The 22,167-nt window shown below is 74.1% G+C and carries 18 protein-coding genes; 8 read left to right on the top strand and 10 right to left on the bottom strand.

The features are described 5' to 3' along the window. Positions 1-191: 191 nt before the first annotated feature. Genes AB0G32_RS30925 through AB0G32_RS30915 form a run of 3 tightly spaced genes read right to left on the bottom strand, consistent with a single transcriptional unit; the run spans position 192 to position 4,445 of the window. A complete protein-coding gene (locus AB0G32_RS30925) occupies positions 192-1,550 on the bottom strand; it encodes a carboxyl transferase domain-containing protein (RefSeq protein ID WP_361170660.1) in 1,359 nt (452 codons plus the stop codon). Then, positions 1,543-2,988 carry an acyl-CoA synthetase gene (locus AB0G32_RS30920; protein WP_361170656.1) on the bottom strand — a complete coding sequence of 482 codons (1,446 nt, stop codon included), beginning with the start codon at positions 2,986-2,988 and terminating at the stop codon, positions 1,543-1,545. The genes AB0G32_RS30925 and AB0G32_RS30920 overlap by 8 nt, the downstream gene beginning before the upstream one ends. Positions 2,989-3,035: 47 nt before the next feature. Next, positions 3,036-4,445, bottom strand: a complete 1,410-nt coding sequence (locus AB0G32_RS30915) for an SLC13 family permease (protein ID WP_361170653.1) — start codon at positions 4,443-4,445, stop codon at positions 3,036-3,038. Between the two features lie 198 nt (positions 4,446-4,643). Here AB0G32_RS30915 and AB0G32_RS30910 point away from each other — a divergent pair, with 198 nt between their 5' ends. Beyond that, the gene (locus tag AB0G32_RS30910) at positions 4,644-5,360 is read left to right on the top strand and encodes a FadR/GntR family transcriptional regulator (protein ID WP_361170650.1); all 717 of its coding nucleotides are present in this window, start codon (positions 4,644-4,646) and stop codon (positions 5,358-5,360) included. A 41-nt stretch (positions 5,361-5,401) separates the two neighbouring features. Next, complete coding sequence (locus AB0G32_RS30905; RefSeq protein WP_361170647.1) at positions 5,402-6,265, top strand: hypothetical protein; 864 nt, start codon at positions 5,402-5,404, stop codon at positions 6,263-6,265. Here the strand turns inward: AB0G32_RS30905 and AB0G32_RS30900 are convergent. After that, positions 6,246-6,815, bottom strand: a complete 570-nt coding sequence (locus tag AB0G32_RS30900; protein ID WP_361170644.1) for a hypothetical protein — start codon at positions 6,813-6,815, stop codon at positions 6,246-6,248. The genes AB0G32_RS30905 and AB0G32_RS30900 overlap by 20 nt on opposite strands. A gap of 137 nt (positions 6,816-6,952) precedes the next feature. Between AB0G32_RS30900 and AB0G32_RS30895 the strand changes: the two genes are divergently transcribed. After that, a complete protein-coding gene (locus tag AB0G32_RS30895) occupies positions 6,953-7,726 on the top strand; it encodes an IclR family transcriptional regulator (RefSeq protein ID WP_361170641.1) in 774 nt (257 codons plus the stop codon). Next, positions 7,723-8,583, top strand: a complete 861-nt coding sequence (locus AB0G32_RS30890) for an SMP-30/gluconolactonase/LRE family protein (RefSeq protein ID WP_361170638.1) — start codon at positions 7,723-7,725, stop codon at positions 8,581-8,583. The genes AB0G32_RS30895 and AB0G32_RS30890 overlap by 4 nt, the downstream gene beginning before the upstream one ends. 79 nt (positions 8,584-8,662) lie before the next feature. Here the strand turns inward: AB0G32_RS30890 and AB0G32_RS30885 are convergent, their stop codons facing one another. From AB0G32_RS30885 to AB0G32_RS30865, 5 genes are all read right to left on the bottom strand, one after another. Beyond that, positions 8,663-10,063 carry an FAD-dependent monooxygenase gene (locus tag AB0G32_RS30885; protein WP_361170635.1) on the bottom strand — a complete coding sequence of 467 codons (1,401 nt, stop codon included), beginning with the start codon at positions 10,061-10,063 and terminating at the stop codon, positions 8,663-8,665. Between the two features lie 231 nt (positions 10,064-10,294). Continuing rightward, a complete protein-coding gene (locus AB0G32_RS30880) occupies positions 10,295-11,434 on the bottom strand; it encodes an MAB_1171c family putative transporter (RefSeq protein ID WP_361170631.1) in 1,140 nt (379 codons plus the stop codon). A 31-nt stretch (positions 11,435-11,465) separates the two neighbouring features. Continuing rightward, the gene (locus tag AB0G32_RS30875; RefSeq protein WP_361170628.1) at positions 11,466-12,635 is read right to left on the bottom strand and encodes an MAB_1171c family putative transporter; all 1,170 of its coding nucleotides are present in this window, start codon (positions 12,633-12,635) and stop codon (positions 11,466-11,468) included. After that, positions 12,632-13,132: a toxin gene (locus AB0G32_RS30870; protein ID WP_361170678.1), complete on the bottom strand. Its 501-nt coding sequence runs from the start codon at positions 13,130-13,132 to the stop codon at positions 12,632-12,634. The genes AB0G32_RS30875 and AB0G32_RS30870 overlap by 4 nt, the downstream gene beginning before the upstream one ends. Positions 13,133-13,265: 133 nt before the next feature. Further along, complete coding sequence (locus tag AB0G32_RS30865; protein ID WP_361170625.1) at positions 13,266-14,480, bottom strand: MAB_1171c family putative transporter; 1,215 nt, start codon at positions 14,478-14,480, stop codon at positions 13,266-13,268. Between the two features lie 230 nt (positions 14,481-14,710). Here AB0G32_RS30865 and AB0G32_RS30860 point away from each other — a divergent pair, with 230 nt between their 5' ends. The 4 genes from AB0G32_RS30860 (at position 14,711) to AB0G32_RS30845 (ending at position 19,445) form a co-directional block, all read left to right on the top strand. Then, positions 14,711-16,069, top strand: a complete 1,359-nt coding sequence (locus AB0G32_RS30860) for an extracellular solute-binding protein (RefSeq protein WP_361170622.1) — start codon at positions 14,711-14,713, stop codon at positions 16,067-16,069. Then, on the top strand, positions 16,066-17,007 hold the full coding sequence (locus AB0G32_RS30855; RefSeq protein ID WP_361170619.1) for a sugar ABC transporter permease: 942 nt from the start codon (positions 16,066-16,068) through the stop codon (positions 17,005-17,007). Before AB0G32_RS30860 ends, AB0G32_RS30855 begins: the two co-directional genes overlap by 4 nt. Beyond that, a complete protein-coding gene (locus AB0G32_RS30850) occupies positions 17,004-17,858 on the top strand; it encodes a carbohydrate ABC transporter permease (protein ID WP_361170616.1) in 855 nt (284 codons plus the stop codon). The genes AB0G32_RS30855 and AB0G32_RS30850 overlap by 4 nt, the downstream gene beginning before the upstream one ends. Positions 17,859-17,939: 81 nt before the next feature. Beyond that, positions 17,940-19,445: an alpha-N-arabinofuranosidase gene (locus AB0G32_RS30845; protein ID WP_361170613.1), complete on the top strand. Its 1,506-nt coding sequence runs from the start codon at positions 17,940-17,942 to the stop codon at positions 19,443-19,445. A gap of 22 nt (positions 19,446-19,467) precedes the next feature. On the opposite strand, the gene AB0G32_RS30840 is transcribed toward AB0G32_RS30845, so the two are convergent. After that, the gene (locus tag AB0G32_RS30840; RefSeq protein WP_361170610.1) at positions 19,468-22,158 is read right to left on the bottom strand and encodes a beta-galactosidase; all 2,691 of its coding nucleotides are present in this window, start codon (positions 22,156-22,158) and stop codon (positions 19,468-19,470) included. Positions 22,159-22,167: the final 9 nt, after the last annotated feature.

Genomic DNA, 22,167 nt, shown 5'->3' with positions numbered 1-22,167 from the left:
GGACGTACCTCAGACCAGCCAGCCGACGAAGTGGACGAGACCGGCGAGGATGTCGGTGAGAACGTTCATGTGAGTACTGCTCCTTGCGTTCCTTGCGTGAAGCACGCGATGTGGGACCTGCGCCAACTACGGTCTGCAGCCCGTTGCTCGCGTACCGTCAGTCTCGTTGATCTCACCGGCCGCATGCGTGCTCATGAGCGACGATCACCTGTTCCAGGGAACATCTGCTCGCTTGTTCGGATCACGCCAAGCTCGGTCAAGTCCTGGGGCCGCAGGCGCAGTTGGCCGGCGGTCTCGTCCGTCTGTTCCGGCGGGCGCTTCAGGATGGCGGTGGCCGCCTCCGGGCCGATGACGGAGAAGTAGCTGTCCGGGGTGGCCCAGGTCCGGCCCGGTGCCGCGAGCGCCAGCGCGCCGCCCGAGCCGCCCTCGCCGATCACCAGGGTGGTGACGGGGGTGCGGGCGGCGGCCACCGCGCCGAACAGCTCGGCGATCGCCGGTCCCGCGCCCTGCCGCTCGGCCTCGGCGTCGTTGGCGGCACCCGGGGTGTCCACCAGCGTCAGCACCGGGATGCCGAGCCGGCCGGCCAGCCGGATCAGCCGGGCGGCGGTGCGGTAGCCGGCCGGCCGGGTCGGGGCGCCGGTCTGGGCGGCGTAGCCGATCGTGCCGCCGTCGTGACTGCCGAAGCCGCACCGCATGCCGTCCGGGTCGGTGCCGCCGCAGCGGTCGCCGCTGATCTCCACGCGGTCGGTGAAGTAGGCGTCGAGGTAGGCGCGGGCCCGCGGCCGCTCCGGCGCGCGCGCCCGGCGGACCGCCTCCCGGCCGCTGTCCGGCGGGTCGGTCGCGCCGAGCGGCGCGGGGACCGGGGCCGGTCCGGTGGCCGGGCCGGTGAGCAGCCGCAGCCAGTGGCCGAGCGTGCGGCGCAGTTCGCCGGGCGGTACGACGGCGTCCGCCGAGCCCGCCGCGACCTGCGCCTCGGCCGTGTACGCGGCCGGGTCGGCGGCCGGCGGCCGGACCCGGGACCCGGCGAAACCGACCTGGGCGCCGGGCAGCGCCAGCGTCACGTCGGCACCCGCGCCGAGGGTCGCCCAGCCGCCCCCGGTGGTCGGGTCGCGCAGTACGGCGAGCTGCGCGAGCCCGGCCGCCCGGGTCAGCGCCGACTGCCGGGCCACCCGCTGGAGCTGGGTCAACGCCAGCATGCCCTCCTGCATCCGGGAGCCCCCGGTGGCGACCAGCGGGACGACCGGCAGCCGGTGGGCGCGGGCGTGGGCGTACGCCGCCTCCAGCCGGTCCCCGGTGCGCTGCCCCAGCGAGCCGCCGAGGAAGCCGAACTCGAAGGCGATCAGCACGGCCGGGGTGCCCTCGACGCGTCCGGTGCCGCAGACGACGGACTCCGACTCGCCGGTGCGCTCGGCCGCGCGGGCCCGCGCGGTGTCGTAGCCGGGCCAGCCGATCGGGCCGTCGGGGACGAACTCCCGCTCTGGGTACGGCAGTTCGGTGAAGTCGTCGGTGACCAGGGCGAGGAAGCGGCGGGCGGAGAGCCGGTCAGTCATGGCGCAGGGACCGCTTCATGATCTTCCCCATGTCGTTGCGGGGCAGCGCGTCGAGCCGGCGCAGCACCCGGGGCCGCTTGTGCGGGGCGAGCCGGGACGCGACATGGTCGGCCAGCTCCCGCAGCTCGGGCGGGGACTGCGGGTCGGCGGGCACCACCCAGGCCACGATCCGCTCACCGAGGTCGTCGTCCGGCTCCCCGGTGACGGCCGCCTCCTTGACCGCCGGGTGTTCCAGGAGCGCGTTCTCGATCTCCCCGGCGCCGATCTTGTAGCCGCCGCTCTTGATCAGGTCGGTGGCCTTGCGGCCGACGATGCGGACATAGCCGTCGGGGTCGCGGACCGCCATGTCGCCGGTGCGGAAGAAACCGTCGGCGGTGAAGGCGGCGGCGGTCGCGTCGGGGCGGTTGAGGTACTCGGTGAACAGGTTCGGGCCGCGCACCTGGATCTCGCCGACGCTCTCCCCGTCGCGGGCGGTGACCTCCGACCCGTCCTCCTCCACCAGCCGCAGCGCCACCCCCGGCAGCGGCACGCCCACCGTGCCCGCCCGGGCCTCGCCGTCGGCCCGGACGCTGGTGTTCATCAGCGTCTCCGTCATCCCGTACCGCTCGATCACCCGGCGTCCGGTGGCGGCGGCGATCCGCTCGTGGTCGTGCACGGGCAGCGCGGCCGACCCGGAGACCAGCAGCCGGGCCCCGGTCAGCGCCTTGACCAGCTCGGGTTCGGCGGGCAGCGCCTCGGCGATCCGGTGGTACATGGTCGGCACGCCGAACAGCATGGTGGCGCCGTCGTTCAGTTCCCGCGCCACGCCCTCGGTGCTGAACCGGCCCAGGTGCCGCACCGATCCGCCGCGCCGCAGCGGGCCGAGGGTGCCGAGCACCAGTCCGTGCACGTGGAACAGCGGCAGTCCGTGCACCAGGACGTCGGCGCCGGTCCACCGCCACGCGTCGGCCAGCGCGTCCAGGGTGGTGGCGACGGCCCGGCGGGGCAGCACCGCGCCCTTGGGCGGGCCGGTGGTGCCGGAGGTGTAGACGACCAGGGCGGGGTCGCCGTCCTCGGCGGTCCGCTCCGGGACCGTCCCCCGGGCGGTCACGTCCACGTCGGCGCGGGGCAGCCCGGCGAGCGGGGCGGGCAGTTCGTCGCCGGGCGCGGCCAGCACGAGCGCGGGCGCGCTGTCGGCCAGGATGTGCCGCAGCTCCTTCTCGCCGGACTTCGGGTTCAGCGGTACGGCGGGTACGCCGGCCAGCAGCGCGGCGACCACCGCGACGGCCGTCTCCAGCGCCGGTGTCGCCCAGACGGCCACCCGGCCGGCCCCGGCGAGGCCACCGGCGGCCGCGCCGGCCGCGCCGGCCAGCTCCGGGTAGGTCAGGGAGCGCTCGCCGAACCGGAGGGCGGGGCGGTCGGCCGGGGACTTGGTCAACGCCGGGAAGAGTGAGGACACGGGACGTACTCCTTGTTGCTCGCTTGCTTGCCTGCCAGGGGGGTGGATCAGCCGAAGCCGGGCACCACCAGCACCAGCCACACCAGGGCCGGCACCACCGCCACCACCACTCCTCCGTACACCATCAGCTGCCGGAAGAAACGATCGCGGTCGACGTCCGGTGCCGCCGCCAGCACCAGCGCGCCGTTGGTCGAGAACGGGCTTACGTCCACCACCGTCGCCGACACCGCGAGTGCGGCGACCATGCCGACCGCGCCGATCTCGCCCTGCGCGAGGAACGGCACGGCCAGCGGGATCAGCGCCCCCATGATCCCGACCGAGGAGGCGAACGCCGACACCAGCGCGCCGATGTAGCACAGCAGCACGGCGGCCAGCAGCGGTACGCCGATGGAGCCGACGCCCTCGCCGGCCCAGGTGATGGTGCCCATCTCCTGGAGGACCCCGACGTAGGTGAGCATTCCGCAGATCAGCAGCACGGTGGACCAGGCGATCTCGGTCACCGCCCGCCGGCTGTCCTCGGGCCAGGCGGTACTGAGCAGCACGGCCAGCGTGACGGCGGTCAGACCGGCGTCCAGATCGAAGCCGAGGACGGCGACGACCAGCGCGACGAGCGCGACGAGGGTGGCGATCCGGGCCGGGGTGAGTCGGCCGGGCGCGCCGGCGGCGTCCTCCTCGGTCCGTACGGCGACGGCGACCGGGGCGGAAGCGGGGGCGGAGGCGGGCATGGGGGCGGGGGCGGCGCCGCCCGCCGGGCCCTCGCCCCTGCCGGCCGGTCCTTCGCTGGCGCCCGCCGGTCCCTCGCGCCCGCCCGCCGTGCCGCCGTCCCCGCCCGTCGTCTCCACGGCCCCCCGGGCCCACAGCTTCCGCCCCCCGAACAGCACGAACACCACACCGGCGATGACCAGGTTGGCGACCAGCGACGCGAGGAACAGCCCGATCTCGCTCCCCGGCAGCTTCTCCCGCTCCACGATGCCGTTGACGATCGACCCGTAGATGCTGATCGGCGAGAACCCGCCCGCCTGGGCGCCGTGCACGACCATCGTGCCCATCAGCAGCGGGCTGATCCCGTACCGGGTGGCGAAGCTGAGCGCGACCGGCGCGACGATCGCGACGGCCGCCGGACTGACCGCGCCGATCGCGGTGAGCGCCCCGGTGAGGGCGAACATCACCCACGGGATCAGCGCCACCCGCCCGCGCACCAGCCGCACGGCGGCGTGCACCAGCCAGTCGGTGGTCCCGTTGGCCCGCGCGATGGCGAACAGGTACGTCACGCCGACCAGGACGACGAACAGATCACCGGGGAACCCGGCGAAGATGCCGTCCGCGTCGAGGTCCGCGACCAGTGTGCCGACCCCGAAGGCGGCGGCGAAGGCGAGGGCGCCCATGTTGACGGAACGGGTGGTGGCGATGACGAACACCACGACGAGGACGAGGATCGAGACGAGTTCGGGGGACATGCGGACTCCCGACGATGACCTGGCTGGCGGGCTGGCGGGCTGGGCAGACTGGTTCAGTGGCTGAGCCACTTCGGGTGGGCGGCCGGCCCGGTCAGCGTGGTACCGGCGGCGCTCCCCGTCAAGGGGTCGCGCGTGAAGTGGCTGAACCACTCGGCCACTTCACCGCCCGGTGTTAACCTCGCCCGGAGAGGGGGAACCGTGACCGACGCCCTGCGCCCGATGCCCCGCCAGCGCCTGTACGAGCAGGTGCTCCAGCGGCTGCGGCAGTACGTCACCGAGGGCGGCCTGCGGGCCGGCGACCGGCTGCCGCCCGAACGGGACCTGGCCGGGCGCCTCGGTGTCAGCCGGGCCTCGGTGAAGCAGGCCATCGTGGTCCTGGAGGTCCAGGGCCTGGTGGAGGCCCGGCACGGCGGCGGCACCTACCTGGTCCGCGACAGCCTCGACGTGGAACCGGTCCAGGAGATGGTCGAACGCCGCCGGCGGCTGCCGGACGTCCTGGAGGCCCGCGAGGCCCTGGAGACCAAACTCGCCGAACTGGCCGCCGAGCGCCGTACCGACGCCGACCTCACGGCGATGCGTACCGCGCTCGACGTGATGTCCGCCGAGATCGACGCGGGCGGGCACGGCACCGAGGGCGACCGGCTGTTCCACGCGGCGGTGACGGCGGCGGCACACAGCTCGCTGCTCGCGGAGTTCATGCGCTCCATCGCCCCCCAGATCGCCGAGAGCCGCACCGAGTCGCTGCGCCAGCCGGCCCGCCCGGCCCGCTCGCTCGCCCAGCACCGCGCCATCCTGGACGCCGTCGCCGCCGCCGACCCGCGCCGCGCGGCCACCGCGATGCGCCGCCATGTCCGCACGGTGGCGAAGGTGCGGTTGCTGGACTGGGACCCCGGGGACGAGGGCCCCACTTGTTAGCCTGCCAAGCGGCCGGACCGTCGTAGGAGGTTGGAGTTCCCATGCCCCGCACAGCCCTTGTCACCTGCCGGCCCGGTCCCCAGGTCGGTGTCGATCGTGATCTGCCGGTGCTGGCGGACGCGTTGCGCGCCGCCGGTGCCGAGGTGTCCGTCGCGGTGTGGGACGACCCGGCGGTGGACTGGACCGCGTTCGACCTGGTGCTCATACGGTCGACCTGGGACTACAGCTGGCGGGCGGCGGAGTTCGTCGCCTGGACGCGGCGCGTGCCGCGGCTGGCCAATCCCGCCGACATCGTGCGGTGGAACAGCGACAAGCGGTATCTCGGGGACCTGGCGGCGGCCGGTGTGCCGGTGGTCCCCACCCGGTACCTCGCCCCCGGCGCGGCCCCCGACCTCCCCGACGACCAGGAGTACGTGATCAAACCGGCCTCCGGCGCCGGCGCCCGGTACGCCGCCCGCTACACACCTGGCGAACACGCCACCGCCGTACGGCATCTGGAGCGGCTGCACGCCGAGGGGCTGACCGCGATGGTGCAGCCGTATGTGCGGGCCGTCGACTCCAGCGGGGAGCGGGCGCTGCTGTACTTCGGGGGTGAGCTGCTGCACGCGAGCCGCAAGGGAGCCGTGCTGGCGCCCGGTACGGCCTTCGACGAGCGGAAGGTGTCCCATCCGGGGCTGGAGCCGTGGCGGCCGACCCTGGAGGAGGCCGCCGTGGCCCGCCGGGCCCTGGCCGCCGTACCGGGCGGGGACCGTCTGCTGTACGCGCGGGTGGACCTGGTCACCGGGGAGGACGGGCAGTCCCGGGTGATGGAGCTGGAGCTGGTCGAGCCGAATCTGTTCCTGTGGCTGCACCCGGGGTCGGTCCAGCGGGTGGCCGAGGCGGTGCTCAAGGCCGCCGTTCGCTGACGGCCGTGCGTTGCAGCAGGCCCCAGGTGAACTCGGCGACCACCTCGTGCGGGGCGCCGTCCGGGTCCGGCGCGGAGAAGGACAGGCCCGCCCGGGTCGGGGCCGAGCCCTGGATCGGGCGGGCCGGGGCGAAGGCGCGGGCCGCCTCGTCGACCGTGCAGGACCACGGGGTGAGGTCGGCGAGGGTGCGCAGGGCGGGGGCGGGGGCGCCGGGGGCGCGGACCAGCCACTCGTTCCACACCGCGCCGTTCGCCGCCACCAGCACCTCGAAGCGCAGGTCCGGCCAGAGCGGCACCGGCCAGCGCCGGGCCTCGCAGGTCAGGTCGCCGACGCGGCGGGCGGTCGTCGACTCGGGCTCGCCCAGGACGGAACGGTAGCGGCTCGCGGCGGAGCGGGCCCGGGGCGAGCGGAGCATCGCCTGCCAGCGCTTGTTGGCGTCTCGCATGTCGGTGAGCGAGGCGCCGAGCGTGCGGCGGGCGTCGTCCACCAGGTCCGGGTTGTGGTCGGCCATGCGGCGCAGCAGCACCAGTTGGAAGTCGGCGGGCGTCATACGGTCATGGTCGCGCACCGGGGCGCCGGGCCGTTGCCCGCACGGAATCCCTCCGGTTAGCCTTTGTTCGTCATGCCGATCGTTTGTTGAAATCTCGAACGCAAATGTGGCGTACACAGAGAGAGGGGGAGCCGTACATGGGACGTCTCGTACCAGCTGTGACCAGGGCTCTCGACATCCTTGAGCTGTTCCTCGACGGGGACGGCACACTCTCCGCCCCCGACATCGTGCGCCGGCTCCAACTGCCGCGCACCACCGTGCACGAGCTGGTCACCACGCTGGCCGCCCGGAAGTACATCGTTCCGGTGTCCGGACAGCCCGGACGGTATCGGCTCGGGGTGCGTCCCTACCAGCTCGGGGCGCGCTACGCCGAGCACCTCGACCTCGCCGCCGAGGGACAGCAGGTGGCCCGGACCGTCGCCGAGACCTGCGACGAGACGGTGCACGTGGCGATCCTGGAGGACACCGACGTCATCTACATCGCCAAGGTGGACTCCACGCACGCGGTGCGGATGGTGTCGGCGGCCGGCCGGCGACTGCCCGCCCACTGCACCTCGGTCGGCAAGATGCTGCTGGCCTCGCTGCCCGAGCACGAGCTGACGGCCCGGTTCCCGGACGGCGCCGAACTGGCCGCGATGACGGCGAACAGCATCACCGACCCGGCCGACCTGCGGGCGGCCCTCGCCGAGATCCGGGCGCGGGGCATCGCGGTGGAGAGCCGGGAGTCCAACCCGGACGTCAGCTGTGTCGCCGCCCCGGTCCGCGACCGCACCGGCCGGGTGGTGGCGGCGCTGTCCATCTCGGTCCCCATGATCCGCTGGAGCGACGAGCGCCGCGCGGAGCTGGAGCAACTCGCCGCCAAGGGCGCGGCGGACCTGTCGGAACACCTCGGACACCGGAGCGCGGCATGACCCACCCAGCGGCAGTGGAAGTGGCGGTACGGGCCCAGGCGGAGCTGGGGGAGGGGCCCACCTGGGACACGGCGGCGGCGCGGCTGATCTGGGTGGACATCCTGGGCCGCCGGGTGCACACCTACGACCCGGCCACCGGACGCCGTACGGTCCGCACCACCGAGCAGCACGTCGGCGCCGCCAAGCCGCGCGCGGGCGGCGGCCTGGTGCTCAACCTCCAGGACGGCATCGGGCTGGTCGACCCGGACGGTTCGCTGCGCATGGCGCACCGCGAGGCCGTCCCGGGCCGCCGCGCCAACGACGCCGCCGTCGCCCCGGACGGCAGCCTGTGGGCCGGCACCATGCGCTACGACGAGGCGCCGGGCGGCGGCACCCTCGCCCGCCTCACCGCCGACGGGACGTACACCACCGTGCTGGCCGACGTGGCGGTCAGCAACGGCACCGGCTGGAGCCCGGAGGGACGGCTGATGTACTACGTCGACTCCCCGACCCGTCGCATCGACGTCTTCGACCACGACCCCGGCAGCGGCCGGATCTCCGGGCGGCGGACCCTGGCCGAGGTCGAGGACGGGGCCGGTTTCCCGGACGGGCTCACCGTGGACGCCGACGGCTGTGTGTGGGTGGCGCTGTGGGACGGCGGCGCGGTCCGCCGGTACACGCCGGACGGGCGGCTGGACCGGGTGGTCGAACTGCCGGTGCCGCGCGGCACGGCGTGCGCGTTCGGCGGCACCGGCCTCACCGACCTGTACGTCACCACGGCCCGCACCGGCCTCACCGCCCCGCACCCGCTGGCCGGGTCGGTACTGGTGGTGCCGGACGCGGGCAAGGGGCTCGCGCAGCCCGCCTACGGGGGCTGACCGGCCGTCCGGGCAGCGAGCGCGCGCCTGCCGGGTCCGGGCTGACGGTACGTCAGTCCGGCTTCGGGGCGACGGCCCGTCAGGCGCCGACCCGGTCCAGCCCGCGCAGCACCTCCCGCTCGCCGGCCGTCAGCGGCGGCTCGGCGGCGGGCGGCAGCGCGGGGCCGCCGAGCGTGGCCAGCAGGGTGTCCGGGCGCAGCAGCCGGCCCGGCCCGGTGCGCAGGCTGGTCACGTCCCACAGGGCGGCGGCGGCCGGGTAGGAGCCGGTCGCCGTCTTCGTCAGCCGGCGGGTGTACGCGGCGACGAGGTGGTCGGCGGCGTTCGGCCGCCCGCCGCGCGCCTCGGGGTACCGCACGTCCTGGCTGACCGCCAGCGCCCAGGCCGCGTCGACCGGCCGGGCCGCGCCGCGCTGCACCCGCCGGGCCAGCCCCGGTACGTCCACGCCGCCGCGTCGCAGCTCGCGGCCGAGCACCCGGGCGCCGAGCGCGGCCACCGACATGCCCTGTCCGTAGGCCGGGTTGAAGGTGGCCAGCGCGTCGCCGAGCACCACGAACCGCTCGGGCCACCGCCGGGCCCGCTCCGCGTAGCGCCGTACGTTGCTGGTGGAGCGGCTGACGTGGACGTCGGTGAGGGGTTCGGCGCCGGAGATCAGCCGGCCGACGATCGGGTCGGGCAGGTCCAGGGTGTACCGGAGGAAGCCGTCCGGGTCGGCGGGCGGCTCGCCGCCCCGGGTGCCGGCCAGGCTGACCATCCAGCGGCCGTCCTCGATCGGCAGCACCATGCCGCTGCGGCCGGGCCGGCCGGCGTACGGGTCGGCCTGCACGATGGTCAGCGGGAAGCGCTCCGCGCCCGGCGGCGTCCGGTACACCCGGGTGGCGTTGACCAGCCCGGCGTCCACGGTCCGCTCCCGCAGCTCGGGCCCGCCCAGTTCGCGCAGCCAGTGCGGCAGCCGGGAGCCGCGTCCGCTCGCGTCCACCACCAGGTCGGCGTCGAGGTCCGCCGCCCCCGTCCCGGCCGCGATCCGCACCCCGGTCACCCGCCGCGCGTCGCCCGCGAGGCCCCGCACGTCGGCGTGCCGGACGGTGACGCCGGTGGCGCGGTCGAGGACGGCCCGCCGTACCACCCAGTCCAGCAGGGCGCGGCTGCACGTGACCAGGTGCGGTCCCGCGCGGCGCCAGCGGCGCAGCCAGCCCTCGGGGCTGAGCGCCAGCATGCCCGAGGCCAGCGATATCTCCCGCGCGCCGGCCGCCAGCAGCCGCTCGCGCAGGTCCAGGCCGGGCGCCAGGCCGTCCATCGCGGCCAGCCCGCCGGCCATCAGCAGATGCGCGTGGCGTCCCTGCGGCAGGCCCCGGCGGTGCGCCGGGCCGTCCGGCAGGTCGTCGCGCTCCAGCACGATCACCTCGTCCACGGCGGTGGACAGGGCCGCCGCGGCCAGCAGACCGGCCAGTCCGGCACCGATGACGACAGCTCTACGCGACATGGGTCTCCTCGGGTCCGGTCCCCGCCCCCGTGGCAGCCGTGGGCGGCCCTCACCGTACCCTCGGGCAGCGCGCCGACGGCTGGTCGGAACGTCGGGTCCGTCAGCTCGGCGGCCGGGCCGCCGCGGGGAGTCCACGGTGGCTCCGGGACGGGTCCGGGGCGGGTCCGGGGCGGGTCCGGCGGTGTCAACTCCCCTTGCCCGCGCCCCCGTCGCAGCCCGCCCCCCCCGCGCTCACCGCACGGTGGGCCGCCGGGTCATCGCCTCCGCCAGTTCGACCAGGCCGCCAGGGCCGGAGACCTCGGTGGCGCGCAGCCGGTAGGTGCTCGGGGCGTCCAGGGGGTCCTCGCGGGCGGCGGCGCGGCGGGCCGCGTCGGTCAGCATCGCGGCCTCCGCGACCAGCCGGGCCTGGTGCGCGGTGCGGCCCGCGCGCAGCGCGGCGTCCCGGGCCCGGACCCGCACCCGGTCGTCGAAGTACGGGGCGAGTGCCAGCAGCGCGTCGTGGATGGACACCTCCCGCCACTGCAGACGCTCGCGCGGGGAGCGCCACCAGGAGGCGGCGGGCTTGGGCGCGGTCGGCACGAAGCGCAGCAGCGCCGCCAGCGGGGCCAGCCGGCGGTAGTCGCCCAGGCCCCGCCAGTGCGCGACGGCACTCGGCAGCAGGCGCGGCAGCACGAAGCCGGCCGAGCAGGTCAGCGCGCCCAGCGAGGCCATCGGCGGAGCCACGTAGGTGGACAGGAAGTCCAGGTCGTGCCCGGTGAGCCGGGCGGCGACGGCGGTGTACTTGGCGGCCTGGAAGCCGATCGTGTCGAGCAGCGCGCCGGCCAGGATCAGCCGCAGCCCGGTGCGCAGCAGGCCGGTGACCTCGCGGCCCCACTTGAGGCACATCACGCACATCGCCACCATCGCCGCGGTGTGCCCGGCCAGGTAGAGCAGGATCATCTCCCGCAGGTACGGCGTGTTGGCGTAGTAGGTGTCCAGGTCGGCGAGGCGCTCGGTGTCCGCGTCGGCCAGCACGAACAGCACCACCAGCGCGGCCACCAGCAGGGCGTACCCGGCGACGGTGCCCAGCACCAGGCGGCGCACCCGGTCCGCGGGCCCGCCCCGCCACACGATCACCAGCACCACCAGCGAGCAGCTGTACGCCGAGAGCATGCCGTAGGTCAGCGGCGCGCCGAAGTTGGGGACGCCGGTGAGGTCGTTGACGGTGGCCAGGGTCAGCGGCGCCGAGCAGGCCAGGACGAGGGCGCCGAGCAGGATGGCGACGCAGGTGGACAGCACCGGGGGGTTGCGCACGGCGGTGGCGGGCCGGCGCAGCAGCACGACGCAGGACAGGCCGAACACCAGGGCCGCCGCGTACACGACGGCGCTCACCGCGGTCTCCGTCCGCCCGGTACCGCCGCGGTCACGCGCTGCCCGTCACGGCGGCGGCGCGGGCCCGGGCGGCGACCGCGCGGGGCAGCGGCCCGGACAGTACGTCGGCGACCCGGACCAGGGCCGCCGGCCCGGGGACCCGGAGGGCGCCGGCCGGCCGGGCGGCGGTCGGCTGTGCCGCGTCCTGTTCCACCGCGCCGGTGATGATCACCGCCCAGGCCAGCGCCTCGGCCCGGTCCGGGTCGCGGGTCTCGCTCAGCACCGCGCGCCGGGTGCGGTCGTACAGGGCGCCGTCGAGGTGCGCGTCGAGGTGGCTGAGCGCGTTGTGGATGCTGGTCTGGCGCCACATCAGCCGGGTCGCGGGGGACGCGAAGCGCGGCCGCGGCAGGCGCAGCGCACGCCGGTCGATGACCTCCTCCAGGGTCCGTTCCAGCGGGGCGAGGCGTACGTAGGCCCGGCTGGCCCGCCGCCACTCGGCCACCCGCGGCACGGCCAGCGGGATCAGCACGCCGGTGACGGTGAGCAGCGCGCCCAGCCCGGCGGCGGCCGGCGAGACGCCGGTGACCAGCACCGACCAGTCCCGGCCGGTCCAGCGGGCGGTCACCGCGACCAGCTTGGCGACGCTGTACCCGGCGGCGCACAGACTGCCGGCGCCCAGCACGGTCAGTCCGGTGCGCAGCGGTCCGGCGGCGACCTGCCGGGCCCAGCGCAGCGCGGAGCGCGCGGTGACCCCGACGGCGGCGAGGTGCCCGGCCAGGTAGAGCAGGATCATCTCCCGCAGGTACGGCGTGCCGGCGTAGTAGGTGTCCAGGTCGGTACGGCGTTCCACCGGCGCCTCGCCCAGCGCGAACGTCACCGCGATGCCGACCACGACACCCGTGTACGCCAGGATCCAGCGCCGGGCCACCCGGTGCACCGCCGGGCCGCCGCGCCAGTACACGATCAGCACCTGGGAGGCGGCGCCGTACGCGGTGATCGACGCGTAGGTCAGCGGCGCGGCCAGGTTGGGCACCCCGCCCAGCCGGTTGACGGCGCCGACCGTCGGCGGGGCGCCCAGGAAGAAGCAGAGCCCGGCCAGGCCCAGCACCGCGCAGATCGCCCGCAGGTAGGGGTCGTGCCGGTGGCGGACCAGGTCCGGCGCCTTGACCGCGAGGCCGATCCACAGGACGGCACAGCTCAGGTAGTTGACCGCCGTACTCATCCGCCCGGCCCCCGGTAGTTGAGCGCGGCCCCGATCCGGCCGGCCAGCCCCGCGGTGCCGGGGTCCGGGTCCGGGTACCCGCTCTCCTCGGGTGTCTCCAGCCAGGTCCGCAGCCGGCGGCCCATCAGCATGCCGAAGCGGTCGGCGTCCTGTTCCTCGGCGAGGCCGAAGTCGGTGCGGGCGGCGGCGGGCCGGGGCGCGCCGCCGGGGACCGGCGGGGCGTCCGCGTCCCGGCGGCTCATGTGCCAGACCTCGTGGCACAGGATGACGATCTGGTGCCACACGGCGGCCCGCCGGTCGACCACCACCACGTCCTGGTCCGTCCCCTCCAGCCACAGCCCGCTGGCGGTGTGCGGCGGGAACGTCTCGCGGCGCACGACGAGTTCCCGGCCGCGCCACGCGGCGACCGACTCCACCAGCGCCTCGAACAGCACCTCGGGATCGGCGGGCAGCGGCACCCGGATCGGGTCGATCAGCGCGTCGGCGAGGCGACGCATCTGCCTGCTCTTGCGCAACCCTTCTCCCCTCGCGCCCCGACCGTCCGGACGTCGCACGGTCACCCCCGCAATATGCCAAGCCGGCCGGCCCTTCGGCCAGTTCTCCGCGATCTCCACACTGCGATCTCCACACTCACTCCGCCGCCCGCACCGGATCGCGGGGCGGCAGCGCGCGGGCGCGTACCGCCCGCAGGTCGTCGCGGTGGCCGAGGGCCCGGGAGACGGCGCCGATCTCCCGCAGCAGTTCGGCGGTGGAGCCGTCCCCGGCGCCGCCGTCGCCGTCCCGCGCGGGCCGCCCGGCCCGCACCGTGTCCAGGACGGCCACCGCGGCGGCCAGCGCCCGGGCCCGGCCCGGCGGGTGGCCGAGGGCGACGGCGGCGTCGTAGGCCCGGCGGCGCAGGTCCTCGTCGAGCGCGCGGGCCAGCGGCAGCAGCGCGTCGCGGATGAACGTCTCGCGGCGGGTCAGGCGCAGTTCGGGGCTGGCCCGCCAGACGAAGCCGGCGCGGTCGCCGACCGCCGTGCGCATCAGCACGTACAGCGGGCGCAGTTCGCGGTGGGCGAGCCGGACCCGCCACCGGTCGTGCAGGTACTGCCCGGCGTGCGGCAGGATGAAGCCGACCGCGATCAGCACGGCGGAGCCGCAGGCCGCCGCCGGGGCCACGTCGGTGTTGAGCCGGTCCAGGTCGTGGCCACTCCAGCGGGCCACGACGGCGGTCAGTTTGGCGGCGTCGAAGAGCAGGTTCATCGCGTAGCCGGCGCCGAGGAACTTCAGTCCCCAGCGCAGCCAGGCGTCCAGTCCGTCGGTGCGGACCCAGTTCCGGATCAGCCCGGAGGTGATCAGCGCGGCCGTGGTGTGCGCCAGCAGGTACAGCAGGATCATCTCGCGCATGAACGGCGTGGTCGCGTAGTACGTGTCCAGGTCCCGCAGCCGCTCCACGGGCGCGTCCGCGAGCGCGAACAGCACCCACAGCGCGACGATCACCCCCGAGTAGCCGGCCACCACCCACCGGGCGGCCCGGCGGGTCGCCGCCGACCGGTCGGACAGCCCGCCCCGCCACGCGATGAGCAGCAGCAGACAGGACCCGCAGAACGCGGTGAGCAGCGAGTACACCCAGGGCGCGGAGATGTTGGGCACGCCGGTGAGCCGGTTGACCCGGGCGATGGTGGACGGCGCGACGAACACGAACACCGCGCAGGCCAGCAGCAGCAGACCGCCGACGGCGCGCAGCGTGGGGTCGGCCCGGAAGCGGATGATCACGGGCAGTTTGAGGGCCAGGGCGGCGGCCAGGACGGTCGCCGGGATCCACCAGAAGTCCGTGTAGAACTCGCTGAGGACCGCGAAGTCCATCCGCACCCCCTCAGCCGTCTGCGTCCAGCGGGGTTCAGAGCGTACGCGCCTGTGGATGTGCGCGTCATCGTGTCCAACCCATTGACGCGCGAGGCGTTCGACTTTACCGTCCGTTCGAAGTTACGAGCGGTATCCGAAATATCGAACGACAGAGATATCGAAGCGACAGAAATGTCGAACGGCAGAAATGTCGAGCGACGGAAACATCGAAACGATGGATGGGGCAGGGCATGGGACGACCTGGCCTGAATCGCAGGCAACTGCTCGCCGGACTCGGCGGGCTGACGGTCGCCGGAAGCTTCGGCTTCGCGGCGCTCGGAACCGGGGCCGACGCGCTCGCCTCCGGTGCGGACACCCGCGTGCGCTACTGGAACCTCTTCAGCGGCGGCGACGGCTACAACATGATCGCGATGCTGGACTCCTTCCGGGCGGAGAACCCGAGCATCGAGGTGAAGGACTCCACCCTCCAGTGGGGCAGCCCCTTCTACACCAAGCTCGCCATGGCCGCCGCGGGCAACCGCGCGCCCGACCTCGGGGTGATGCACCTGGGCCGGGTCACCGGCTTCTCGCCGGGCCGCCTGCTCGACCCCTGGGACATGGACCTGCTCGCCAAGTACGGCGTCCGGGAGCAGGACTTCAACCCGGAGCTGTGGAAGCGCGCCGTCATCGACGGCAAGCTCTACGCCCTGCCGCTCGACATCCACGTCCAGCTCTGCTTCTACCGCAAGGACGTGCTGAAGAAGGCGGGCCTGCTCGGCGCCGACGGCCGCATGGTGCCAGTCACCTCCGTCGACGACTGGTTCGGCGTACTGAAGGAGGCCAAGGCGGCCACCAAGAAGGGCCTGCAGACCATCGGCCTGTGGCACAGCGACCAGAACTTCCAGTGGTGGTTCTTCGTCGCCTTCTACACGCAGCTCGGCGGCACCTGGTTCAGCGCCGACCAGACCGAGGTCACCTTCGACACCGACAAGGCCACCCAGGTACTGGAGTTCCTGCGCCGGCATCTCACCGACGGGTACGCCAACGCGGGCTACGGCGGCACCGCGGGCGCCGAGCAGTTCGTCAACGGCGCCCCGTTCTGCTGGGAGGGCAACTGGTCGGTGCCGGTCTTCGACAGCGCGAAAGTCGACTACGGGGCGGTGCCGCTGCCGCCGGTCTTCGGCAAGCAGGCCACCCACGCCGAATCGCACTCCTTCGTGCTGCCGCACCAGGCGGGCCGCGGCGGCGCCACCAACGAGGGCGCCCACCGCCTCGCCGCCTACGTCGTCAAACACGCCAAGCAGTGGGCGGCCGGCGGCCACATCCCGGCCTACACCCCGACCCTGACCACGGCCGCGTACCAGGAACTCCAGCCGCAGAACGAGTACGTAACGGCGATGGACCACCAGGCCACCGAGCCCAAGGTGTGGTTCGCCGGATCCACCGGCATCCTCGCCCAGCGGGTCGGCCCGATCGTCGTCTCCTCGACCACCGGCTCCGCGAAGCCGGACGCCGTCGCCGGCCGGATGAAGAGCACCCTGGCCACGCTGCTCGCCATGAAGAACCCGATGGACGGCAGGACCGCCGCCGAGGGAGGTGCGCTCGCATGACGACGACCAGCGCCGAGACCGTCATCCGCCCGGCCCGCGCGAGGACCGCCGCGGCCGGCGCCACCGTCCGCCGCAAGCAGGGCTTCCAGCACGGCGGCTGGTTCGTCGCCCCGTTCCTGCTGCTGTTCGCCCTCTTCGTGATCTGGCCGCTGCTGCGCGGCCTGTGGCTCAGCTTCACCGACGCCAACATCTCCGGCGACGCCGCGCACTTCGTCGGCCTCGACAACTACCGCGAGGCGCTGGACGACCCGCTGATGTGGGACGCGCTCGGCCACAGCGCCTTCTTCACCCTCCTGGTGGTGCCCTGCATCACCGTCCTGGCCTTCCTGCTCGCGATGCTGGCCCACCACATCGAGCGCGGCAAGTGGCTGTGGCGGCTCTGCTTCTTCCTGCCGTTCCTGCTGCCGTCCACCGTCGCCGGCAACCTGTGGCAGTGGCTGTTCAACCCCGGCAACGGCATGATCAACCACGTCTTCGGGCTGGAGACGCCCTGGCTGACGGACAAGTCCTACGCCATGTTCGCCGTCGTCATCTGCACCCTGTGGTGGACGGTCGGCTTCAGCTTCCTGCTCTACCTCGCCGCCCTCCAGGGCATCCCCGCCCACCTCTACGAGGCGGCCCGGCTGGACGGCGCCAACGCCTGGCACCGCATGGTGCACATCACCCTGCCGCTGCTGCGCAACATCACCGGTCTGGTCATCGCGCTCCAGATCCTCGCCTCGCTCCAGGTCTTCGACCAGGCGGTGGTGATGATGGACTTCGGCACCGGTCCCGAGGACTCCACCCGCACCTTCGTGCAGTACACCCTGGAACAGGGCTTCACCAGCTACCGCGTGGGCTACGCCTCCGCGATCTCCATCATCTTCTTCGTGCTCATCGCGGCCGTCGCGCTCGGGCGGATGTGGCTGCTGCGCAACCGTGAGGAGGGCGGCCGATGACGACCACCGCCGTACACACCCGCAAGCGGTCCTGGACCCCGAGCCAGATCGTCCTCACCCTCCTCGGAGTGGCCGTCTCCGCGGTCATGCTCTCCCCCCTCCTGTGGGCCCTGTTCACCTCGCTCAAGTCGGAGACCGAGTCCGTCGAGGTGCCCACCCACTGGCTGCCGAAGGACTGGACCGGCCAGGCGTGGTCGGCCATCTTCGAGACCGGCAACATCACCAACTGGTTCGTGAACTCCCTGGTGGTGTCGGTCTGCGTGACCGCGGTCGTGGTGCTGGTCGCCGCGCTGGCCGGCTACGGCTTCGCCCGCACCGAGTTCCGCGGCAAGGGTCTGCTGATGGGCGTGGTGATGGCGGGGCTGATGGTCTCCCCGGCCGTGCTCGGCGTCCCGCTGTTCACCACGGTCCAGCAGATGGGGATGGTCGACACCTACTGGGGCATGATCCTGCCGCAGTGCGCGCCCGCCGCGATGGTCTACATCCTCTACAAGTTCTTCCAGGGTGTCCCGCGCGAACTGGAGGAGGCCGCGTTCATCGACGGCGCGGGCCGCTGGCGGGTCTTCTTCACCATCATCCTGCCGCTGTCCCGCCCCTCCCTCGCGGCGGTCGGCATCTTCACCTTCATCAGCTCCTGGAACAACTTCCTGTGGCCGTACATGGTGACCAACAACCCCGACCTGATGACGATGCCCAACGGCATCGCGACCGTCATGAACTCCTACGGCATCCAGTGGGCCCAGCTGATGGCCGGCGGCCTGATGGCGGGCCTCCCGCTGATCATCGTCTTCGTCTTCTTCCAGCGCCAGATCGTGGCGGGCGTGGCCCACACGGGCCTCGCCGGTCAGTGAAGCGCCCCTCCAGGGGCGCGGGGAACTGCGCGACCAGCCACAACGCACCCGCGGACAGAGAACAACCCTCGAAAGGAAAAAATGCGTACCGCCCGCTTCACCCTCGACCCCGCCTTCACCGTCGCCGAAGTGAACCCCCGTCTCTTCGGCAGCTTCGTCGAACACCTCGGCCGCTGCGTCTACACCGGCATATACGAACCCGGCCACCCCACCGCCGACGAGGCGGGCCTGCGCCAGGACGTCCTCGACCTGGTCAGGGAACTCGGCGTCACCGCCGTCCGCTACCCCGGCGGCAACTTCGTCTCCGGCTACAAGTGGGAGGACTCGGTCGGCCCCGCCGAGGACCGCCCCCGCCGCCTCGACCTGGCCTGGCGGTCCACGGAGACCAACCGCTTCGGCCTCTCCGAGTACATCGCGTTCCTGAAGAAGATCGGCCCGCAGGCCGAACCGATGATGGCCGTCAACCTCGGCACCCGCGGCGTCGCCGAGGCCCTGGAACTCCAGGAGTACGCCAACCACCCGGCCGGCACCGCCCTGTCCGACCGCCGTGTCGGACACGGCGACAAGGACCCCTTCGGCATCCGGCTGTGGTGCCTGGGCAACGAGATGGACGGCCCCTGGCAGACCGGCCACAAGACCGCCGAGGAGTACGGCCGCCTGGCCGCCGAGACCGCCCGCGCGATGCGCCAGATCGACCCGGACCTGGAACTGGTCGCCTGCGGCAGCTCCGGCCAGTCGATGGAGACCTTCGCCGAGTGGGAGGCGACCGTCCTCAAGGAGACCTACGACCTGGTCGACCACATCTCCCTGCACGCCTACTACGAGCCGCACGACGGCGACGTCGACTCCTTCCTGGCCTCCGCCGTGGACATGGAGTCGTTCATCGAGAACGTCGTCGCCACCTGCGACCACATCGGCGCCCGCCTGAAGTCCAAGAAGCGGATCAACCTCTCCTTCGACGAGTGGAACGTCTGGTACATGGAGCGGTCGCAGGCCGAGGTCGCCGCCCTGGACTGGCCCGAGGCGCCGCGCCTGCTGGAGGACAACTACAGCGTCCTGGACGCCGTGGTCTTCGGCTCGCTGCTCATCGCGCTGCTGCGGCACGCCGACCGCGTCACCGTCGCCTGCCTCGCCCAGCTGGTCAACGTCATCGCCCCGATCATGACCGAACCGGGCGGCCCGGCCTGGCGCCAGACCACCTTCTTCCCCTTCGCCCAGGCGTCCGCGTACGGCCGCGGCGAGGTCCTCGACGTCCGGGTGGACTCACCGACGTACGAGACGAAGAAGTACGGCGAGACCGACCTGCTGCACGCCACCGCCGTGCGCGCCGCGGACGGCACGGTCACCGTCTTCGCCGTCAACCGGTCGCGCACCGACGCGCTGCCCCTGGACGTCGCGCTGAACGGCCTGGACCTGAGCGAGGTCGTCGAGCACAGCGCGCTGGCGGACGCCGACCCCGGGGCCCGCAACACGCTCGCCGAGCCGGAGCGGGTCGCCCCGCACCCGGTGGCCGGCACGGCGCTCCGGGACGGCCGGCTGACCGCCGCCCTGGAGCCGCTGTCCTGGAACGTGATCCGGCTGGCCTGACGGCCCGGCTCAGCGGCCGGGCTCAGCGGCCGGGGGAGGACACCGCGTCCAGCGGCACCCCTCCGGCCGCCGCCCCCAGCACGGTCAGCCGTACCGTCCGCGGCCCGGCCTCCGCCGTGCCCTGCGACAGCACCGCGAGGGCGAGGGTGTTGGCGGCGCGGGGGCGCAGGATGCCGTTCGGCAGGACGAAGGTGTGCTGGGCGCCGGCCACGTCGTTGGCGTACTGGCCGACGTTCCAGCCGTTGAGGAAGATCTGCGCCCGGTAGGCGCGGTCCTCGTCGCCGTCCTCCAGCACCAGCCCGAACGAGGCGTCGACGCCCGCCGGCACCTCGGGCCGGAAACCGGTCCGGAACCAGGTCTCGCCCTGCCGCCGCCCGGCGCGCGTCGACTCCGCCGCCGCCCAGTCCCGGTCGTCGAGGCCCGGCAGGTGCCAGCCCTCCCGCTCCCCGTACAGCCCGCCGTTGTTGAACGGCCCGCGCACCGGGTCGGGCGCCGCCGCGCCCCGTATCCGCCACGCCGCCCGCGGTGCGGCCCCGGCGAAGCCGGCCGCCGTCAGCCCGCGCGCCGTCTTGCGGTCGTCGTGCGGCCCCGGCCGGACCAGCACGGCCAGCACCGCGCCCGCCGCCCGGTCCGTGAACCGCTCCCGCAGCCTGCCGGGCAGTTCGAGGACCGTCTCCTGCTCGCCCGCCGTCCCGCGCCCGCCGCCCAGCGGCTCCCCGTCCAGCCAGGCCAGCACCATGCCGTCCGGCCCGGTGCGGTGGGACAGGGTCACCGAGGTGAGACCGGCGGCGCCGGTCAGCCGCGCCCGGTACCAGACGTCGCCGTAGTAGCAGCCGTAGTCGTCGGCGAAGAGCACCGGACCGGACGGCGGCACCGGCGTCGGGCCGTGCGACTCGGTGCGGTCGGCGCGGGTCCAGTCCGTGTCGTCGAAGTCCGGGGCGGACTCCGGGTTCCCGGTCCGCCGCCGCCAGCCGTCCAGCGCGGGCGGCGCGACCTGGGACGCGGCCGGCAGCATGCCCTCGATCGTCAGGCTGCCCGCCCGGCTGACGTTCACCCGCCGCGCGGTGCCGTTCCAGGTGACCGACGCCAGCCCCTTCGGCCCCCACACCTCCAGCCCGGTCGCGCCCCGGACGTCCCCGGTGAGATGCGCGGTGGCACCCTCCGTCGTCACGTCGCGCAGCAGCGCCGGGCCGTACACGAGGAAGCTGCCCGAGCCGGTCTCGTACGGCCACATCCGCAGCGCGGCCGCGTCGTCGGCGAAGACCAGGATCAGCGTCCGGTCCGAGCCGCCGCCCGCCACCGACACCCGGGTCAGCCCGCCGATGCCCAGCGGCACGCTCAGGTTGAGCCGGCCGTGGTCGTACGCCCAGGCCGCCTCCGCGTCCAGCCGCATCGTCTCCGGCTCGCTCGGGCACTCCAGCACCACCTGCGCGCTCTCGCCGTGCCGCCCGGTGAACACCGCGATGTCCTGACCGCCCACGTCGCTCAGGAACATCATCGGCTGCACGGTCGAGTACACCAGCCGCCGCTCCCCGCCCATCGGCAGTCCGGTGGCGAGCAGCTTGGCGTCCCGCGCGGCGACCTTGACCGGCGCGGCGACGGGGGTGCCCGGCAGGGTGGTGGTGATCTCGGTGTCGGAGTCGTTGCGCAGCACGTACACCTGCGTGCCGGTGTTCGGGTTGGCCAGGTGCCGCACCCTCACCCGGCGGTCGCCCGCCCGCACCCGCGCCGCCTCCCGCAGCCGGGCGAAGTCCGGCACGGTCCGCGTCAGTTGGCCGAGCTGGTGCACCGGCGCCAGCCGGGACGTCGCCTTGCGGCCGCCGTCGATGGCGGCCCCCTCGTCGTACCGGGTGGGCAGCGTCGGCGCGCCCAGCCAGCCCAGGTTGATCCCGCCGAAGGCCAGCGACCCGGCCGGTACGGCGGTCCCGGCGCCGATCCCCGCCAGCCGCAGCCGCCGCTCCTCCTCGGGCCCGGCGGTCCGCCGCACCGCGGTGTCCCCGGACACCAGGGGTACGTCGATCCCGTCGGCCCGCACCTTGTCGCGCACGTGCCGCGCCAGCGCCCGGGCGTCGGCGGAGTCGCCCGCCGCTTCCGTGCGGTAGAGCAGCACCGTTCCCTTGCCCCGGGTGTACAGATGCCGCCGGGCCGTCGCGTTCACCCGGGTCAGCCAGGCGTCGGCGTGCCGCAGATACCCGGCGTCGGTGGTGCGCGGCCGGGCGCCGGTGCCCGCCAGCCACCCCGGCAGCCCGCCGCCGTCCAGGTCGGCGCCGATGTACGGACCGGGGCGCAGCACCACGTACAGACCGGTGCCGGCCGCCGTGCGCAGGAACAGGTCCAGGTCGCGGACGCCGGTGAAGTCGTAGCGGTCCGGGGCGGGGGAGTGGACGTTCCAGGCCACCGGGACCTCGACCGCGTTGTAGCCGTGCGCCCGCATCTTCTCCAGCACGTCCCGCCACAGGGACGGGCTGGGCAGCCGGAACGGATGGAACTCGCCGGGCCACAGCACCAGCCGCCGGCCGTCGACCAGCAGCGAGTACCGGTCCCGGCCGACCTGGTGCCGGATCCCGTCGGCCCGGGGCCGGGGCGGCGGCGGACCGGTCGGCACCGTCCGGCCGGCCAGGTCGGGCGCCGCGCCGCTGCTCCCGCCGCCGAGCACGAGTCCGAGGACCGTGGTGCCGGCGAGGGCGCTGAAGGTACGTCTGGTCAGCTCCAAAGGGGAGCG

It is taken from the genome of Streptomyces sp. NPDC023723, assembly GCF_040639815.1.
Classification (GTDB): Bacteria; Actinomycetota; Actinomycetes; order Streptomycetales; family Streptomycetaceae; genus Streptomyces.
Note: the sequence above shows the minus strand (reverse complement) of the source record. Positions and strands in the feature narration are given on the sequence as shown.

Coding starts and splice junctions, on each gene's coding strand:
- AB0G32_RS30925 (WP_361170660.1), bottom strand. CDS start 1,550: ATGACTGACCGGCTCTCCGCCCGCCGCTTCCTCGCCCTGGTCACCGAC.
- AB0G32_RS30915 (WP_361170653.1), bottom strand. CDS start 4,445: ATGTCCCCCGAACTCGTCTCGATCCTCGTCCTCGTCGTGGTGTTCGTC.
- AB0G32_RS30905 (WP_361170647.1), top strand. CDS start 5,402: ATGCCCCGCACAGCCCTTGTCACCTGCCGGCCCGGTCCCCAGGTCGGT.
- AB0G32_RS30900 (WP_361170644.1), bottom strand. CDS start 6,815: ATGACGCCCGCCGACTTCCAACTGGTGCTGCTGCGCCGCATGGCCGAC.
- AB0G32_RS30895 (WP_361170641.1), top strand. CDS start 6,953: ATGGGACGTCTCGTACCAGCTGTGACCAGGGCTCTCGACATCCTTGAG.
- AB0G32_RS30890 (WP_361170638.1), top strand. CDS start 7,723: ATGACCCACCCAGCGGCAGTGGAAGTGGCGGTACGGGCCCAGGCGGAG.
- AB0G32_RS30885 (WP_361170635.1), bottom strand. CDS start 10,063: ATGTCGCGTAGAGCTGTCGTCATCGGTGCCGGACTGGCCGGTCTGCTG.
- AB0G32_RS30875 (WP_361170628.1), bottom strand. CDS start 12,635: ATGAGTACGGCGGTCAACTACCTGAGCTGTGCCGTCCTGTGGATCGGC.
- AB0G32_RS30870 (WP_361170678.1), bottom strand. CDS start 13,132: ATGCGTCGCCTCGCCGACGCGCTGATCGACCCGATCCGGGTGCCGCTG.
- AB0G32_RS30865 (WP_361170625.1), bottom strand. CDS start 14,480: ATGGACTTCGCGGTCCTCAGCGAGTTCTACACGGACTTCTGGTGGATC.
- AB0G32_RS30860 (WP_361170622.1), top strand. CDS start 14,711: ATGGGACGACCTGGCCTGAATCGCAGGCAACTGCTCGCCGGACTCGGC.
- AB0G32_RS30855 (WP_361170619.1), top strand. CDS start 16,066: ATGACGACGACCAGCGCCGAGACCGTCATCCGCCCGGCCCGCGCGAGG.
- AB0G32_RS30850 (WP_361170616.1), top strand. CDS start 17,004: ATGACGACCACCGCCGTACACACCCGCAAGCGGTCCTGGACCCCGAGC.
- AB0G32_RS30845 (WP_361170613.1), top strand. CDS start 17,940: ATGCGTACCGCCCGCTTCACCCTCGACCCCGCCTTCACCGTCGCCGAA.